At 67.0% G+C, this 15,955-nt stretch carries 9 protein-coding genes; 3 read left to right on the forward strand and 6 right to left on the reverse strand.

Annotated elements, in window-relative coordinates:
• Positions 1-530: 530 nt before the first annotated feature.
• Entirely contained in the window at positions 531-2,774 is a 2,244-nt protein-coding gene (locus KK141_RS16665) for a TonB-dependent receptor (RefSeq protein WP_214571114.1), read from the reverse strand.
• 187 nt (positions 2,775-2,961) lie between these two features.
• Here KK141_RS16665 and KK141_RS16670 point away from each other — a divergent pair, with 187 nt between their 5' ends.
• On the forward strand, positions 2,962-7,353 hold the full coding sequence (locus KK141_RS16670) for a DEAD/DEAH box helicase (protein ID WP_214571115.1): 4,392 nt from the start codon (positions 2,962-2,964) through the stop codon (positions 7,351-7,353).
• Positions 7,354-8,221: 868 nt separating this feature from the next.
• On the opposite strand, the gene KK141_RS16675 is transcribed toward KK141_RS16670, so the two are convergent.
• The 4 genes from KK141_RS16675 to ftrA all read right to left on the reverse strand — a co-directional run bounded on the left by KK141_RS16675 (position 8,222) and on the right by ftrA (position 12,257).
• A complete protein-coding gene (locus KK141_RS16675) occupies positions 8,222-8,596 on the reverse strand; it encodes a nuclear transport factor 2 family protein (RefSeq protein ID WP_168648768.1) in 375 nt (124 codons plus the stop codon).
• Between the two features lie 81 nt (positions 8,597-8,677).
• Complete coding sequence (locus tag KK141_RS16680) at positions 8,678-10,264, reverse strand: peptidase S10 (RefSeq protein ID WP_214571116.1); 1,587 nt, start codon at positions 10,262-10,264, stop codon at positions 8,678-8,680.
• Between the two features lie 85 nt (positions 10,265-10,349).
• A complete protein-coding gene (locus KK141_RS16685) occupies positions 10,350-11,204 on the reverse strand; it encodes an EamA/RhaT family transporter (RefSeq protein ID WP_214571117.1) in 855 nt (284 codons plus the stop codon).
• Positions 11,205-11,258: 54 nt separating this feature from the next.
• Entirely contained in the window at positions 11,259-12,257 is a 999-nt protein-coding gene (ftrA, locus tag KK141_RS16690) for a transcriptional regulator FtrA (protein ID WP_214571118.1), read from the reverse strand.
• An 80-nt stretch (positions 12,258-12,337) separates the two neighbouring features.
• Here ftrA and KK141_RS16695 point away from each other — a divergent pair, with 80 nt between their 5' ends.
• Positions 12,338-12,736, forward strand: a complete 399-nt coding sequence (locus KK141_RS16695; RefSeq protein WP_214571119.1) for a rhodanese-like domain-containing protein — start codon at positions 12,338-12,340, stop codon at positions 12,734-12,736.
• A gap of 412 nt (positions 12,737-13,148) precedes the next feature.
• Entirely contained in the window at positions 13,149-14,753 is a 1,605-nt protein-coding gene (locus KK141_RS16700) for a M4 family metallopeptidase (RefSeq protein WP_214571257.1), read from the forward strand.
• Between the two features lie 542 nt (positions 14,754-15,295).
• Here KK141_RS16700 and eda read toward each other — a convergent pair.
• Complete coding sequence (eda, locus tag KK141_RS16705) at positions 15,296-15,949, reverse strand: bifunctional 4-hydroxy-2-oxoglutarate aldolase/2-dehydro-3-deoxy-phosphogluconate aldolase (protein ID WP_214571120.1); 654 nt, start codon at positions 15,947-15,949, stop codon at positions 15,296-15,298.
• Between the last annotated feature and the right edge of the window lie 6 nt (positions 15,950-15,955).

A 15,955-nucleotide genomic window follows, 5' to 3' on the forward strand; every position in this document is an offset into this window, starting at 1 on the left:
CCGGGCGGAGCGCGCCGCCGGGGTTCACCTCAACCTAATCTGCAAGGCTTCGCCGATCTTTAGGCCTTTGCGTGTGAGGCACGGCGGACGTTTCGCTCCGCCCGCCCCCTCACCCTGCCCTCTCCCCGGAGGGGAGAGGGGTGAAGTCGTGAGGTAGGCAGGAGCTAAGAGCGAAAGCTGGCCTCGGTCCTTGAACATCCTCTTCGCCACGGCACGTTGAAGCACCCGCTACGTAAACGCACCGTCGTTTCGTGTAGACCCAGGTTAATCAGGCTACCGCAGCCGCCCACTGCTCCTTCTAGTCGCGTCGCGAGCCTTTGCTCTAAGGCTATTTCTCTTTGGTTACTTTCTCTTTGAGCCAGCAAAGAGAAAGTGACCCGGGCGCCGGCAGGCGTCCGGAATGCCCGCTGCATAAGCGGCCAAATCGCGGCACCGCGAAAACCAGGCGATACCGCAAAAGGATCCCGGCCCACGCCGGGATGACGAGCAAAGGGGCGCCGCCACCAAAGGCCGCGGCGCCCAGCCGCCAATTACAGTTCGGCGCGGAACTCGACGCCGACCACACGAGGATCGTTCACGAACGCCGTGCGGTTGTTGAAATCGATCGCGCCAGTGATGACCTTCTTGTTCGTCACATTGCGCGCATACAGCGCCACCTCGCGCTTACCGAAATCCCAGTTATAGCCAGCGCGCAAACCGCCCTCCAGGAACGGCTTGCTCTGGAACTCCTTCGACTCGTAGAGGAAGAAATTCACGTCGCTGCGGTAATTCCAGTCGGTGTAGACGAAGAACTCGCCGCTGTCGCCGTAGGGGATGCCGTAGCGCGCGGTCAGCGTGCCGATCCAGCGCGGCGCGTTCGGCAGGTCGTTGCCGTTGACCAGCGCGTTGCCGGAGGCATTGAGCGGATCGAGCACCGTGCAGCCGGAGCCGCAAGGCGCGACCGCCAGCGTCGGATCCTTCAGCTCCGTGTGGTTGTAGCTGCCGCCGGCGGTGACGATGAAGTTCGGCGTGAGGTAGGCCTCCAGGTCGAACTCGGCGCCATAGCCCTGCGTCTTCTTCGCGTTCAACAGGCGCGTGACATTGATGTCGCCGCCCACCGCGGTGAGCTGCTGGTTGTGCATGTTGTAGGTGTACACGTCCGCGTTGAAGCGCACACGGTTGTCCATGCCCGTGCTCTTCAGGCCCAGTTCGTAGGAGGTGATGGTCTCCGGCTTCGCCTGCGAGATGAAGTCGGCGAACAGCACGCGGCCCTGCACGCTCGGCGCGCGGAAGCCGTTGGCCACGCGGGCGTACACGTTGAGGTTGGGGTTGAGCGTCCAGGTGGCGGTGACGTCGCCGCTCCAACGCGAATCGTGCGGCTCGGCGCCCAGGGTCAGCGGGCCGCCGCCGATCGGCGAGAGCAGGCGGTCGACGCGGAAGGTGCGCGAGTCGTGCGAATAGCGCGCGCCGGCGCGCACGTCGACGTCGTCGGTGATGTGGTAGTCGGCCGAGCCGAACACCGCCCACGCATTGGTGCGCTGCTGCTGCTTGGCGTAGCCGTCCAGCGCGTGGTTGTTGAGCGTCGCGTAGTCGTAGTTGTTGATCGCGATGTCTTCGTGGAAGTAGTACGTGCCGACCTGCCAGTTCAGGCGGTCCTGCGGATTGCTGGCCAGGCGGAATTCCTGGGTGAGCTGGCGGTCGTGCGGCAGCGCGTCGGCGGTCTCGGACGGGAACGGCGTCACCGCCTTCTGCTGGCTCGGGTCGTGCGGGATGGCGATGCCGCCGTCCACGTCGCCCAGGCTGTAGGTGGTGGCCTTCTCGAAGCCGGTGATCGAGGTGAAGGTGTAGTCGCCGAGCTTCCAGTTCAGGTGCAGGTTGCTGCCCCAGCTGAACAGGTGCTGCTTGTTGCGGCCGTCCTGGTACACCGTGTCGCGGCTGAAGCCCGGGGCGAAGCTGTTCTCGCCCATCGGGATGGCGTTGGCGCGGTTGACCATGGCGCTGCCGTCGAGCCAGCGCGCGTGGGTGTTGATCAGCGCGCTGAAGTCGCCGTTCTCGTACAGCGCCTGCAGGCGCACGGCGCGGTCGTTGTAGCCGCCGAGCGCGTCCTTCTTGCCGGTGTAGTCGTTGTCGATCCAGCCGTCGCGGTGCTGCGCCAGCGCCGACACGCGGCCGGACCAGTGCGAGCTCAGCGCGCCGCCCAGCGCCGCTTCGGCGTTGGCGGTACCCAAGGTGCCGTAGGAGACGCGGGCGTAGCCGGTGGTTTCCTGGCTGGGCTTGCGCGATTCGAACTTGATCACGCCAGCCGGCGAGTTGCGGCCGAACAGCGTGCCCTGCGGGCCGCGCAGCACTTCCACCTGCTCCAGGTCGAACAGCGGGAAACCCTTGAGGATCGGGTTCTCCTGCACGATGTCGTCGTACACCATCGACACCGGCTGCGAAGCGTTGAGGTCGAAGTCGCTGTTGCCCAGGCCGCGGATGTAGAAGCGCGGGAATTCGCGGCCGTACGAGGTTTCGGCGTACACGCTCGGCGCACGCGAGGCCAGCTGCAGCACGCCGTCGCCGGCCTGGCCGAAGGCTTCGAGCTTCTCGGAGGTGAGCACGGTCATGGAGATCGGCACCTTCTGCAGGTTCTCCACGCGCTTTTCGGCGGTCACGGTCACCGCCTGCAGCTCGACCGGCTTCTTCTTGCCGGCAGGCTGGTTGTCGGCGTCCTGCGCCTGGGCGGCGGCGGCCGACAGGGCGAGGGCAATGGATACGGCAAGCACGGCGAACCGCGACGGGTGGGCGACGGACATTGGTTTTCCCCGGGATGGATAAGCAACCGTAGGCAGTGCGCGCAGTGCGCGGGCGCATTGCTGTGACGCAATATTGTCATTCATGCGTGCTAACGGCGGAAGTGACCCGGCCCGCGCCTTGCCGGCGCTCTGACGCGCCCCCATCTAGAATGTTCTCTCCGCCCCGGCTCGAGGCGAGCCTAAGCCCATGTCCCTGCAAGATTTTCATCCCGCGGTCCGGCAGTGGTTCGAGCGCACGTTCCCGGCGCCCACCGCGGCGCAGCTGGCCGCCTGGCCTTCCATTCGCGATGGCCGTCACACCCTGGTGGCCGCCCCGACCGGCTCCGGCAAGACCCTGACCGCGTTCCTGGCCGCCATCGACGGCCTGGTGCGCGAAGGCCTGGCGCACGGCGGTGCGCTGCCGGATGCGACCACGGTGGTGTACGTGTCGCCGCTGAAGGCGCTGTCCAACGACATCCACATCAACCTGGAAGCGCCGCTGGAAGGCATCCGCGCGGAGCTTGCGGCGCTGGGCCTGCCGGATGTCGCCATCCGCACCGCCGTGCGCACCGGCGATACGCCGCAGGCCGAGCGCAACCTGATGCGCCGGCAGCCGCCGCACATCCTGGTGACCACGCCGGAATCGCTGTACATCCTGCTGGGCTCGGCCTCCGGGCGCGAGATGCTGGGCGGTACGCGCACGGTGATCGTGGATGAAATCCACGCGATGGCCTCGACCAAGCGCGGCTCGCACCTGGCCTTGTCGCTGGAGCGGCTGGAAGCGCTATGCCAGCGGCCGTTGCTGCGCATTGGCCTGTCGGCCACGCAGAAACCGATCGAGGACGTGGCGAAGTTCCTGGTCGGCGAAGGCAACGACGCCACGCTCGCCGCCACGCTCGCCGCCACGTTCGACTCCGCCGCCGCTACCGAACAGCCCTGCCATATCGTCGACGTTGGGCACACCCGCAAGCGCGACCTCGCCATCGAAGTCACGCCCGTGCCACTCGAAGCGGTGATGTCGAACGACGCCTGGGAGCTGGTCTACAACCGCCTCGCGGAACTGGCGCAGGCGCATCGCACCACGCTGACCTTCGTCAATACGCGCCGCATGGCCGAACGCGTCGCGCGCCATCTGTCCGAGCGCATGGGCAAGGAAGCCGTGGCCGCGCACCACGGCAGCCTGGCGCGCGAGCAGCGCCTGGATGCCGAACAGCGCCTCAAGCGCGGCGAACTGAAAGTGCTGGTGGCCACCGCCTCGCTGGAGCTGGGCATCGATATCGGCGACGTCGACCTGGTCTGCCAGCTCAGCTCGCCGCGCTCCATCGCCGCCTTCCTGCAGCGCGCAGGACGTTCCGGCCACGCGGTGAACGGCACGCCGAAGGCGCGCCTGTTTCCCACCTCGCGCGACGACCTGGCCGAATGCGCCGCCCTGCTCGACTGCGTGCGCCGCGGCGAACTGGACACGCTGGCGATCCCGCCGCGCCCGCTCGACGTGCTGGCTCAGCAGATCGTGGCCGAAGTGGCCTGCCAGGAATGGGACGAGGACGCGCTGTTCGCCCTGGTGCGCCGCGCGTATCCGTATCGCGACGTGCCGCGCGAGCAGTTCGACGCCATCGTGCGCATGCTGGCCGACGGCTTCACCACGCGCCGCGGTGCGCGTGCCGCTTACATCCATCGCGATGCCGTGCACAAGCAGCTGCGTGCACGGCGCGGGGCGCGGCTCACGGCGGTCACTTCCGGCGGGGCGATTCCCGATACTGCCGACTATCTCGTGGTGCTCGAACCGCAGGCCACGGTGATCGGCAGCGTGCACGAGGACTTCGCGGTGGAAAGCCTCGCCGGCGATATCTTCCAGCTTGGCAATACCAGCTACCGCATCCTGCGCGTGGAGCGCGACCGCCTGCGCGTGGAAGATGCGCACGGCGTGCCGCCGAGCATTCCGTTCTGGCTGGGCGAAGCGCCGGGGCGCAGCAACGAGCTGTCGCATGGCGTGTCGCGCTTGCGCGAAGCCGTCTCCGCGCAGCTCGACGAAGGCGGCGTACCCGAGGTGCTGGCTTGGCTGAAGGACACGCTGGGCCTGAGCGATGCCGCCGCGCAGCAGCTGGCCGATTACCTGGCGAAGGCCAAGGCCGCGCTGGGCGCGCTGCCCACCCAGCACCAGTTGGTGTTCGAGCGCTTCTTCGACGAATCCGGCGGCACCCAGCTGGTGATCCATACGCCCTGGGGCAGCCGCATCAATCGCGCCTGGGGCCTGGCGCTGCGCAAGCGCTTCTGCCGCCAGTTCAATTTCGAGCTGCAGGCGGCGGCGACCGAGGACGCCATCGTGCTGTCGCTGTCGACCAGCCACAGCTTCCCGCTGATCGAAGTGGCGCGCTATCTGCACTCCAACACGGCCGAGCACGTGCTGGTGCAGGCACTGCTGGATGCGCCGCTGTTCCCCGTGCGCTGGCGCTGGAATGCCACCACCTCGCTGGCCCTGCCGCGCTTCCAGGGCGGGCGCAAAGTGGCGCCGCAGATCCAGCGCATGCGCAGCGAAGACCTGCTCGCCACCGTGTTCCCCGACCAGGTGGCCTGCCTGGAGAACATCGTCGGCGAACGGCAGATTCCCGATCACCCGCTGGTCGAGCAGACGCTGTACGACTGCCTGCGCGACGCCATGGACGTGGACGGCCTGCTGCACATACTGCGCGGGCTGGAGAGCGGCGAGATCAACGTGATCGCGCGCGACCTCACCACGGCCAGCCCGCTGGCGGCCGAAGTGCTTACCGCCGCGCCGTATGCCTACCTCGACGACGCGCCGCTGGAAGAACGCCGCACACAAGCGGTGCAGACGCGCCGCTGGAACGACGGCGACAGCGCGGAAGACCTGGGCAAGCTCGATCCGGAGGCGATCGAAGCGGTACGCGGCGAAGCCTGGCCGCAGGTGCGCGGCACCGACGAGATGCATGAAGCCTTGAGCGTGCTCGGCTTCGTCACCGCGGAGGAAGCGGCGCGTAACGGTTGGGAACACTTGCTGCAGGCCTTGGCGAACGCCCGCCGCGCCACTCTGCTGAGTTCACCGACCCACGCCGGCTGGCAGGTGTGGGTGGCGGCGGAGAAGCTGCCGCTGTGGACGGCCATTCATGCCGATATCGCCATGCAGCCGGCGATCGAAGCGCCGGCCGAATTCCTCGCGCAAGCGTGGACGCGCGAAGACGCGCTGCTGGAAATGGTGCGTGGACGCCTGGTCGGCCTTGGTCCGGTGACGGTTGCGACGCTCGCCGCCTCGCTCGCTGCCGATCACAGCGACGTCGAAACGGCCCTGCTGCGCCTGCAATCCGAAGGCTACGTGATGCAGGGCCAGTTCACGCCCGCGGCCACCGACACCGAATGGTGCGAACGCCACCTGCTGGCGCGCATTCACCGCTACACCATCGGCCGCCTGCGCCGCGAGATCGAGCCGGTCAGCCGGCGCGACTTCATGCGCTTCCAGTTCGACTGGCAGCACGTCGCACCCGGCGCGCGGTTGAGCGGACCGGAGGCGCTGCCCGCCGCCATCGCCCAGCTCGAAGGCTACGAAGCCGCGGCCGGCGCCTGGGAAGCCGAGCTGCTGCCGGCGCGCATCGACGACTACTCGATCACCTGGCTGGACGACCTGTGCCGCGCCGGCCGCGTCGGCTGGAACCGCCTGCGCGGCGCCACCGGCGGCAGCAGCCCCGTGCGCGCCACGCCGATCGTGCTGCTGCCGCGCAAGGAGATGGCGCTGTGGAGCGGCATCGCCGGCGCGGCCCAGCCGCAGGAGCTGCAGCTTTCCTCGCGCGCCCAGGCCGTGGCCGAGGTGCTGCGCGAGCATGGCGCGCTGTTCTTCGACGAACTGATGAGCGCCGCGCATCTGCTGCGCACCGAACTGGAAGACGCGCTGGGCGAACTGGTCGCCGCCGGCCGCGTCACCGCCGACAGCTTCGCCGGCCTGCGCGCGTTGCTGCTGCCCGCCGCCAAGCGCGATGCACACCGCCACCGCCGCGTGCGCCGCCATATGCTGAGCGGCATCGAAGACGCCGGACGCTGGTCGCTGGTGCGTGCGCCGCTGGTGCCGGAGGGCAAGGACGGCAAGCGTGCCGAATACGTCGAGCACGTCGCGCGCACTCTGCTGCGCCGCTATGGCGTGGTGTTCTGGAAGCTGCTGGAACGCGAGGCTTCGTGGCTGCCGACCTGGCGCGAGTTGCTGCGCGTGTATCACCGGCTGGAGGCACGCGGCGAGATCCGCGGCGGGCGCTTCGTCGAGGGCCTGGTCGGCGAGCAGTTCGCGCTGCCGGAGGCGATCGGTAAGCTGCGAACTATCCGGCAGCTGCCGAACGACGGCCAGTACGTTTGCCTGAGCGGTTGCGATCCGCTCAATTTGGTCGGCACGGTGCTGAGTGGTAATCGCCTGCCGGCGGTGGTTGGCACTCGCGTGCTGTATGAGGATGGTGTGGCGGTGGCGGCGCTGGTGGCGGGCAAGCCGCAGTGGCTGGTGGATGCCGATTCCGCGCGGCAGCAGCGCTGGAAGAATGCGCTGTTGCGTCGCGCTGAACAGGGGGCCGCTTTGCTCGTCATTCCGGCGCAGGCCGGAATCCAGTAGCGGTATCGTTCGATTTTCGCCTGGCCGCGATTGGGCCGCTTATGCAGCGGGCATTCCTGGCGCCTCCGCTTTGCTCGTCATCCCAGCGAAGGCTGGGATCCAGTGACTGTGTCGCCTGGTTTTCGCGATATCGCGAATGGGCCGCTTATGCAGCGGGCATTCCGGACGCCTGCCGGCGCCCGGGTCACTTTCTCTTTGCTGGCTCAAAGAGAAAGTAACCAAAGAGAAATAGCCTCAGAGCAAAGGCTCGCGACGCGACTAGAAGGAGCAGTTACGGCTGCGGTAGCCTGATTAACCTGGGTCTACCCGAAGCGGGAGTGCGGTTGCGTAGCGCGTACTTCAACGTGCCGTCACCGAGAGGACGTTCAGCGACTGAGGTGGCTTTTGCGGTTTGCTCCTGTATGAAGCGCCACATCACTTCTCCCTCTCCCCACTGTTACGCTCCGCCCGACCCCTCACCCTGCCCTCTCCCCGGAGGGGAGAGGGGTGAAGGAGTGGGGCATGCAGGAACGAAGAGCAAAAGCCGGCGCCAGTCATTGAACATCCTCTTCGCCACGGCACGTTGAAGCACCCGCTACGTAAACGCACCGTCGTTTCGTATAGACCCAGGTCAATCAAGTTACCGCAGCCGCCCACCGCTCCTTCTAGTCGCGTCGCGAGCCTTTGCTCTAAGGCCATTTCTTTTGGGTTACTTTTTCTTTGGGCCAGCAAAGAAAAAGTGACTCGGGCGCCGGCAGGCGTCCGAAATGCCCGCTGCATAAGCGGCCCAATCGCGGCTACGCGAAAACCAGGCGATATCGCAAAAGAATCCCGGCCTACGCCGGGATGACGAGCAAGAGCGGCCTACGCCGCGCCGACAAGCAAAGCGTCACTCGCTGAAATCAGCGATATAAACCAGCTTCCCCTCGCTGACGCGATACTCACTGCGCCCAGTGAGCGCAATAGTCTGCCCCGCGCGCACCCCATTCGGCAGATCGATGGCAAAAGTGCCATCGAACAAAATGTCCGCCGTAGCAGCATCGCCACCATGCTCACGGAACGCCGTGATGATCTGGCGCCGCGCAGAGAACAAATGCAGCGAACTCTCCGCCAGATGGCGTAACTCAGCCACCCCCTGAGTGCGCACACTCAGCACACCCTTGGTGTAATTCTCGAACACGACGCCCGCATGCATCGTATCGAGCATGGCGGGCACGTCCATACGGTTATAGGCGGCGAGGTAGCGATCGATCAGGTCGCGCATAGGGGAATCCGGAGTCGGTATGGAAAGGGCGGGCGCGGAGCCCGCCAAGCATAGCAACTCGCGGACGCCTGCCGGCGGGGCTTACTTGACGTTGTCGGTCTCGCCGATAAATCGCGCCACGTTGTCGTGCAGCTTCTTCAGCGAGTCCTCGTGCGCGTAGACCATATGGCCCGACGGATACCATTCGTAGGAGATGTTCTTCTGCAGCGAGGCGGGAATCGGCAGGTGGCGCATCTCGTAGTCGGCCGCGAAGTACGGCGTGGCCAGGTCGTAATAGCCGCCATGCAGGGACACGCGCAGGTTGGGGTTGGTCTTCATCGCCTTGGCGAGATCCGGCATCACGTTGATCGGGCGCTCGCCGTCGCCGCCGGGGCGGCGGAAGTCCCAGTTGTCGATCGAGGCGAACAGCCGGTACTGCTGGCCGTCGCCGTACTTCAGCTGCTTGCGCACGTAGTCGTTGAACGCGGCGACGTAGGCGGCGCTGATCGCCGAGGACTGCGGGTCGTACTCGGAGTCCTTGCTCAGCGGATCGAGCGACGGGCCGGAGAAGCGGCCGTCCAGGCGGCCGGTGGTGACGCCGCCGTCGGACTGCAGCTGCTGCTCGAACATGCCGCCGGTGACGCGCAGGTCGGCCTTCAGCAGATAGGCCACCGATAGGCCGGTGTACTGGTGCAGCTTCTCCGCCACGGCCTGCTTGCGCGCGTCGTCGAGGCGGCTGCCGGCCATCAGCGCCTGGGCATAGTCGTTCAGCGCGAACTGTTCCACTTCGTGCAGGAACGGCTCCAGCGCGGCCGGCTGCTGCGGCAGGCGGTGGTGGTAGAACGCCGTCGCGGCGAAGGTGGGCAAGGCCACGACATAGGGCACGTCGATGCCCGGGTTGGTCTCCGGACCGTCAATGCTGGTATCGAAGTTGAGGATCTGCGAGAGCAGGATCACGCCGTTGAGATCGACGCTGGACTGGTTCTCCAGGATATTGGCCAGCACCGCCGAGCGCGTGGTGCCGTAGCTTTCGCCGAACAGGTACTTGGGCGAATTCCAGCGGCCGTAGGTGGACAGGAACTGCGTGATGAACTGCGCGAAGGCATGGCCGTCGCCGTCCACGCCGTAGACTTCCTTGCGGCGCTCCTTCATCTGCTCGTCGCGCTTGCTCTTGTCCTCGTCCGCGGCGATCAGGCGGCTGAAACCCGCACCGGGCGCGTCAATGAAGACCAGGTCCGACGCATCGAGCAGGCTGTAGTCGTTGTTGACCAGGCCATAGGGCGCGGCCGGCGTGTGGCTGTCGTCGGAGGTGACCACGCGCTTGGGCCCGAACGCGCCCATGTGCAGCCACACCGTGGCCGAGCCCGGGCCGCCGTTGTAGATGAAGGTGACCGGCCGCTTGCCGGCGTCGGCGCCTTTCTTGAAGTACGCCGTGTAGAACATGCTGATCTGCGGCTCGTGCTCCTTGTCGCCCTTGCCGTGGATGATCAGGGTGCCGGCCACCGCCTTGTAGTCGATGCTCTTGCCTTCCACGCGCACGGAGCCGGTGCTCTCCGACGACTGCGGCTGCAGCAGCGCGGCGTCGGGTTTGCTGTCCTGGGGCTTGTCCTTGTCCTGCTTGTCGGCGGCCAGCGCCGAACCGGCGAGCAGCAGGGAGGCCAGGGCGGCGGCCAGGGGGAGCGTGCGCATCGGGATTCCTTCGGGGAGGGCTTGAAGTCCCCGAGCTTAGGCGCTGCAAGTGCCGGCTTTCACACGCCAGAAGTCATGCCTGCGCTCAGCCGCGCGTGGCAAGCACGATCGCCACGGCGGCCAGCGCCACGCCGGCCAGATTGAGCCGGCTGAGCTTTTCGCGGAAGGCGAGCGTGCCGACCAGGGCGCCCAGCGCCACCACGCCGAGGTTCATCGCCGCAAAAACCAGCGACGGACGGTCGGCCAGGGCCTGGTGGGCGCGCACGTAGAACACGATGTTGCCGAAGTTGGCCAGGCCCAGCAGCAGGCCGGCCAGCGCGTCGCGCACGGTGAAGCGCATGCGTCCCGTCACGCGGCGGCCGAGCTGGATCGCGAACGCCACCACCAGGGCCAGCGCGAACATCGCCTGCAGCGAGGCGGCGAACGGCGTGCCGGCCTGGGCCACGTGCTTGAACAGGATGTCGATCGCGGCGAAGCCCACGAACACGATCAGGGGCCACCACCATGCGGCACCGGTTTCGCCCGGCGCCGCGCCGCCGCGCCACACCATGCAGGCCATGGCCACCAGGCCAAGGCCGATACCCGCCAGCTTGAAGGCGCTGGTGGCTTCGCCGAACAGCAGGAAGGCCGCCAGCAGCGACACGATCAGCGACAGCCGCTGCGCCGCATCGCTGCGCACGATGCCCGCATGGCGCACCGAAGCGGCCAGCGCCAGGAAAATCACCGGCAGCAGCAGGCCCAGGCCCACGAAGCCGATCCACGGCGCATCCGGGCGCGCCAGCGCATCGAGCGAGGGATGGAACACCCAGGCGGTGAGCGCGCTGGTGGCCACGTAGTTCCAGGCGACCGCCTGCCCCACGTCGATGCCGTGGCGCCGCGCCAGTTTCAGCAGGACGGACACCAGCACGCTGCAGCAGATGGCGAGGAGGATGTAGAGCATGGATCGGCGCCGGTAGGGAACGGGCCGCAGCTTAGCGGCGGCGGCGCCGCTTCTCTATGCCCGCTGCCCCGCCAGCGCGAATCGCTCGCGATACCGCGCCGGGCTGAGCTTGATCGCGCGGCGGAAATGATGCCGCAGCGTATCGGCGCTGCCGAAGCCGCAGCGGTCGGCGATCTGCTCTACCGCCAGGTCGCTGCCTTCCAGCAGCTCGCGCGCCCGCGCCAGGCGTTCGTGCACCAGCCATTGCTTGGGCGAATGCCCGGTGGCTTCCTCGAAGCGGCGCAGCAAGGTGCGTTCGCTCATGCGCGCCCGTTCGGCCAGCACGCTGATCGGCAGCGGCTGGTCGAGGCGGCGGCGCATCCATTCCAGCAGCGTGCCGAGTGCAGCGCCTTGTTCCGGCAGCGGCGCGGGGATGAACTGCGCCTGCCCGCCGTCGCGATGGGTCGGCACCACCGCGCGGCGCGCCACCTGGTTGGCGATGCGCGGGCCGTAGTCGCGGCGGATCAGATGCAGCGACAGGTCGATCGCCGCGGCGCTGCCGGCGGAGGTCATCACCTTGCCTTCGTCGACATAGAGCACGTCGGGCGTGAGCCGGATGCGCGGATAGCGCGCTGCGAGCGTTTCCGCGTAGCGCCAATGCGTGGTCGCCGCGCGGTCGTCGAGCAAGCCAGCAGCGGCGAGCACGAACACGCCGGAGCAGAACGACAGCAGGCGCGCGCCGCGCTTGTGCGCCGCGCGCAGGGCATCGAGCAAGGCGGGCGGCGGTGCGGCATCGGCGCCGCGCCAGCCGGGGACGATGATGGTGCCGGCGCGGGACAAGCCTTCGAGCCCGGCATCCGCGCGCACGCTGAGGCCGCCGGCTGCGCGCATCGCGCCGCGATCCACGGCGCAGGAGGTGAAGCGGTACCAGGTCTCCAGTTCCGGCCTGGCGATGCCGAACATCTCTACCGCAATGCCGTACTCGAAGGTGCACAGGCCGTCGTAGACCAGCACCGCCACATGGCGGTTGGCGGGGCCACCCAGGGTGTTCGCGCGCTTTGGCGGTTTCTTCATGATGCCTGGCATTCTTGCCAATGTCGGCGGCGGCCGCCAGTGCCCACACTGGCACCGTCCTCAGCACGGAGTACCGCCCCATGAGCAGCGTCGTCCACCGCGTTCCCGCCGCCGCCAGCCCGCAGGCCCTGGCCCATTTCCAGGCGCGCCTGGGTTTCGAAACCGACTGCGCGGACGTGCACTACGCCACGCAGCACGAGGACAAGGATTTCGTCCTGCTCGACGTGCGCACGCCAACGATGTATGCCGCCGGCCACGTGCCCGGCGCGTTGAACCTGCCGACGCGCACCATCAGCGAGCAGCGCTTGGGCGAGTTTCCGGCCGACACCTTGTTCGTGGTGTATTGCGCCGGCCCGCATTGCAACGGCGCCAATAAGGCGGCGGTGAAGCTGGCGCAGCTGGGCAGGCCGGTGAAGGAAATGAACGGCGGGCTGACCGGATGGATCGACGAAGGCTTCGGTCTCGAACGCGGCGCGTGAAGGAAAAAGCTTTCACGGTTGCATCAGTCTTCATGCGTGAATCCTTCTCCCTCCGGGAGAAGGTGCCGGCAGGCGGATGAGGGTTCGGCCGAAGCGGTGCACATCACCTTTGCGCTCCGCCCGTACCCTCACCCCAACCCCTCTCCCGGTGGGAGAGGGGCTTTTCGTTGCGTCACCTCATCGCCATTCCACGCGCAGCACATTCGCAACTTGCGCGAGCCTTGCGTGATTGACCCGTGAAGAACTTACGAAACATTCCTATGTTCTTGCGATGGATGCACCCGGAGGATAGCCGCGCTCAGGGGAGGGATCTCTAGGGAGCTTTCTTATCGGTGCCTGTTCGGCGGCATGCGCAACGCATGCGGCCGCGCTGCCCTCTTGCCCACTTTTATCCAGGAGTGTCGTGATGTCTTTGAAGCCTTACGTCCTGAGCCTCTCCATCGCCGCCGCGCTGACCGTCGCCGGCGGTGCGCAGGCCGCGCGTTTCGACCAGCTGGCCATCGCCGGCGCCGCCAAGGGCCTGGCCAAGCAGCAGTCCGCAGCGCTGCAGGCCGACGCCGACGATGCATTCGAAGCGACCGACGTGATCGTCGATCCCGATGGCACGGAGCACGTGCGCATGCAGCGCAGCTACCGCGGCCTGCCGGTGATCGGCGGCGACGTGGTCGTGCACAGCAACAACGGCCGCTTCCGCGAAGCCAGCCTCACCCTGCGCGGCCGCGGCCGCCCCAGCCTGTCGCCGCGCACCACGGCCGACGAGGCGCAGCTCGCCGCCGGCAAGGATTTCAACGGCGAGATCGAGAGCATCGAGAGCCGCGGCCTGGTGATCTATGCACGCGGCGCCAAGCCGGTGCTGGCCTATGAGGTGAACGTGCAGGGCGCGTCCGACACCTTCGGCACCGCCAACATGCGTTACTTCGTCGATGCTTCCAACGGCAAGGTGCTGGACCGCTGGAACCTGTTCCAGACCATCGCCGCCAACGGCACCGGCAAGTCGCTGCTGGTGGGCAATGTCGGCATCGTCACCAACTCGGTGAGCGGCGGCTACCAGCTGATCGATCCCTCGCGCGGCAATGGCTCGGTCTACGACGCGCAGGGCAAGAACGACACCTCGGCCAACCTGCGCAATGCCACGCTGTTCACCGACACCGACAACACCTGGGGCAACAACGCCGAGAGCGACCGCGCCACCGTGGCCGGCGACATCGCCTACGGCGTGTCCAAGACCTGGGACTATTACAAGAACGTGCACGGCCGCAACGGCATCTTCAACGACGGCAAGGGCGTGAAGAGCTATGCCCACGTGAAGATCAATGTCGGCGGCGGCACCTACACCTCCAACAACGCCGCCTGGAACGGCAGCGCGATGGAATACGGCGACGGCGGCACCACCTGGTTCCCGCTTGTTGCGGTGGACGTGGCCGGCCACGAGATGAGCCACGGCGTGACGCAAGCCACCGCCGGCCTGGCCTATTCCGGCGAGTCCGGCGGCTTGAACGAAGCCAACTCCGACATCTTCGGCACCATGGTCGAGTACTACGCCAACAACAGCACCGACGTACCGGACTACCTGATCGGCGAGAAGATCTACCGCAGCAACCCCAACGGCACCACCGCGCTGCGCTACATGTTCAAGCCCAGCCTGGACGGCGCCTCGGCCGATTGCTGGAGCAGCTCGGTGGGTTCGCTCAACGTGCATTACAGCTCAGGTGTAGGCAACCACTTCTTCTATCTGCTGGCCGAAGGCGCGGTGGTACCGGCTGGCTTTGGCGCGGGCAGCTCGGCCAACCTGACGGCCGCGAAGCTGGTGTGCAATGGCAATACGGCGGCCGGTGGCATCGGGCGCGATGCGGCGCAGAAGATCTGGTATCGGGCGTTGACGGTGTATATGACGTCCAACACGAACTACGCGGCGGCGCGTACGGCGACGTTGAAGGCTGCAGCCGATCTCTACGGCACGACGTCGACGCAGTACGCGGGTGTGGCTTCGGCTTGGAGTGCGGTCAGCGTCAACTGAGGTTAGCGAGTGATGGAGTGATATGGCCGGCCTGGGTAACTGGGCCGGCTTTTTTCTGTCGCTCGATTCGAGGTTATGGCTAGCACCGGCCCCTCACCCCAACCCTCTCCCCGGAGGGGAGAGGGGGATGCGGGGCGGGGCGAAAATCGAGCGAAGAGCTCGCGGCTCAGCCGCGGCGTTCCGCTTGCGCGCTTTTGCCTTTGCTCTTGATCTACCGGGTCCCCTTGGCGCCGGCGGTGAGGGCTGGACGAAAAGGCCCCCGCAGGGGGGCGGGGACACGATGTCCCCGCCTTTTTGATCAGGGCATGGATGCCCTGTCAAAAAGCCCGGCCAGCCCTCACGGACCCTCAGCAGCTCCGCTGCTGAGGGCGCCAAGCAGGGTGCCCTCTCTTTTTGGTTACTTTTTCTCTGGGCACGCAGAGAAAAAGTAACTCGGGCCGCGGCAGCGGCACGAAACACTCGCCGACAGGCGAGACAACCTAGCATCAGCGCAACAACCGAGCGATACCGTTACTGGATCCCGGCCTACGCCGGGATGACGATCAAGAGCGCGCTTTGAGTGCGGCGGCCTCGCGCGCCAGCGCCTCGATCCCCACCCAGTCGCCAGACTTCAACTTATCCACCGGCGTAAGCCAAGACCCCCCCACGCAAACCACATTCGGCAACGCCAAAAACTCCGGCGCACTCGCCAAACTGATCCCACCCGTAGGGCAAAAACGAATCTGCGGCAGCGGACTAGCCCACGCCCCCAGCAGCTTGTGACCACCCGCCGGCACCGCGGGAAAAAACTTCAGATGGCGATAGCCGCGCTCGAGCAGGCTCATCGCCTCAGACGCAGTCGCCACACCCGGCAGCAAAGGCAGGTCGCTGTCGTCCGCCGCCGCCAGCAACTTCGGCGACACGCCAGGCGACACTGCGAACTTCGCGCCAGCCTGCCGCGCATTCTCCAGATCCTGCGGGGTCAGCACCGTCCCCACGCCGACCACGGCACCCTCCACCTCGGCAGCGATCGCACGAATCGCCTCCAACGCCGCCGGCGTACGCAACGTCACCTCGATCGCCGGAATACCGCCGGCCACCAGCGCACGCGCCATCGGCACGGCCGCCTTGGCATCGTCGATGATCACCACCGGCACCACCGGCGCGAGGCGCAGGGTGGCTTCGACTTGCTGCTGCTTGGTTTCGATGAGGCTCATGGAGAA

Origin of the sequence: Dyella sp. LX-66 (assembly GCF_018599165.1) — a bacterium.
Taxonomy (GTDB): Bacteria; Pseudomonadota; Gammaproteobacteria; order Xanthomonadales; family Rhodanobacteraceae; genus Dyella_D; species Dyella_D marensis.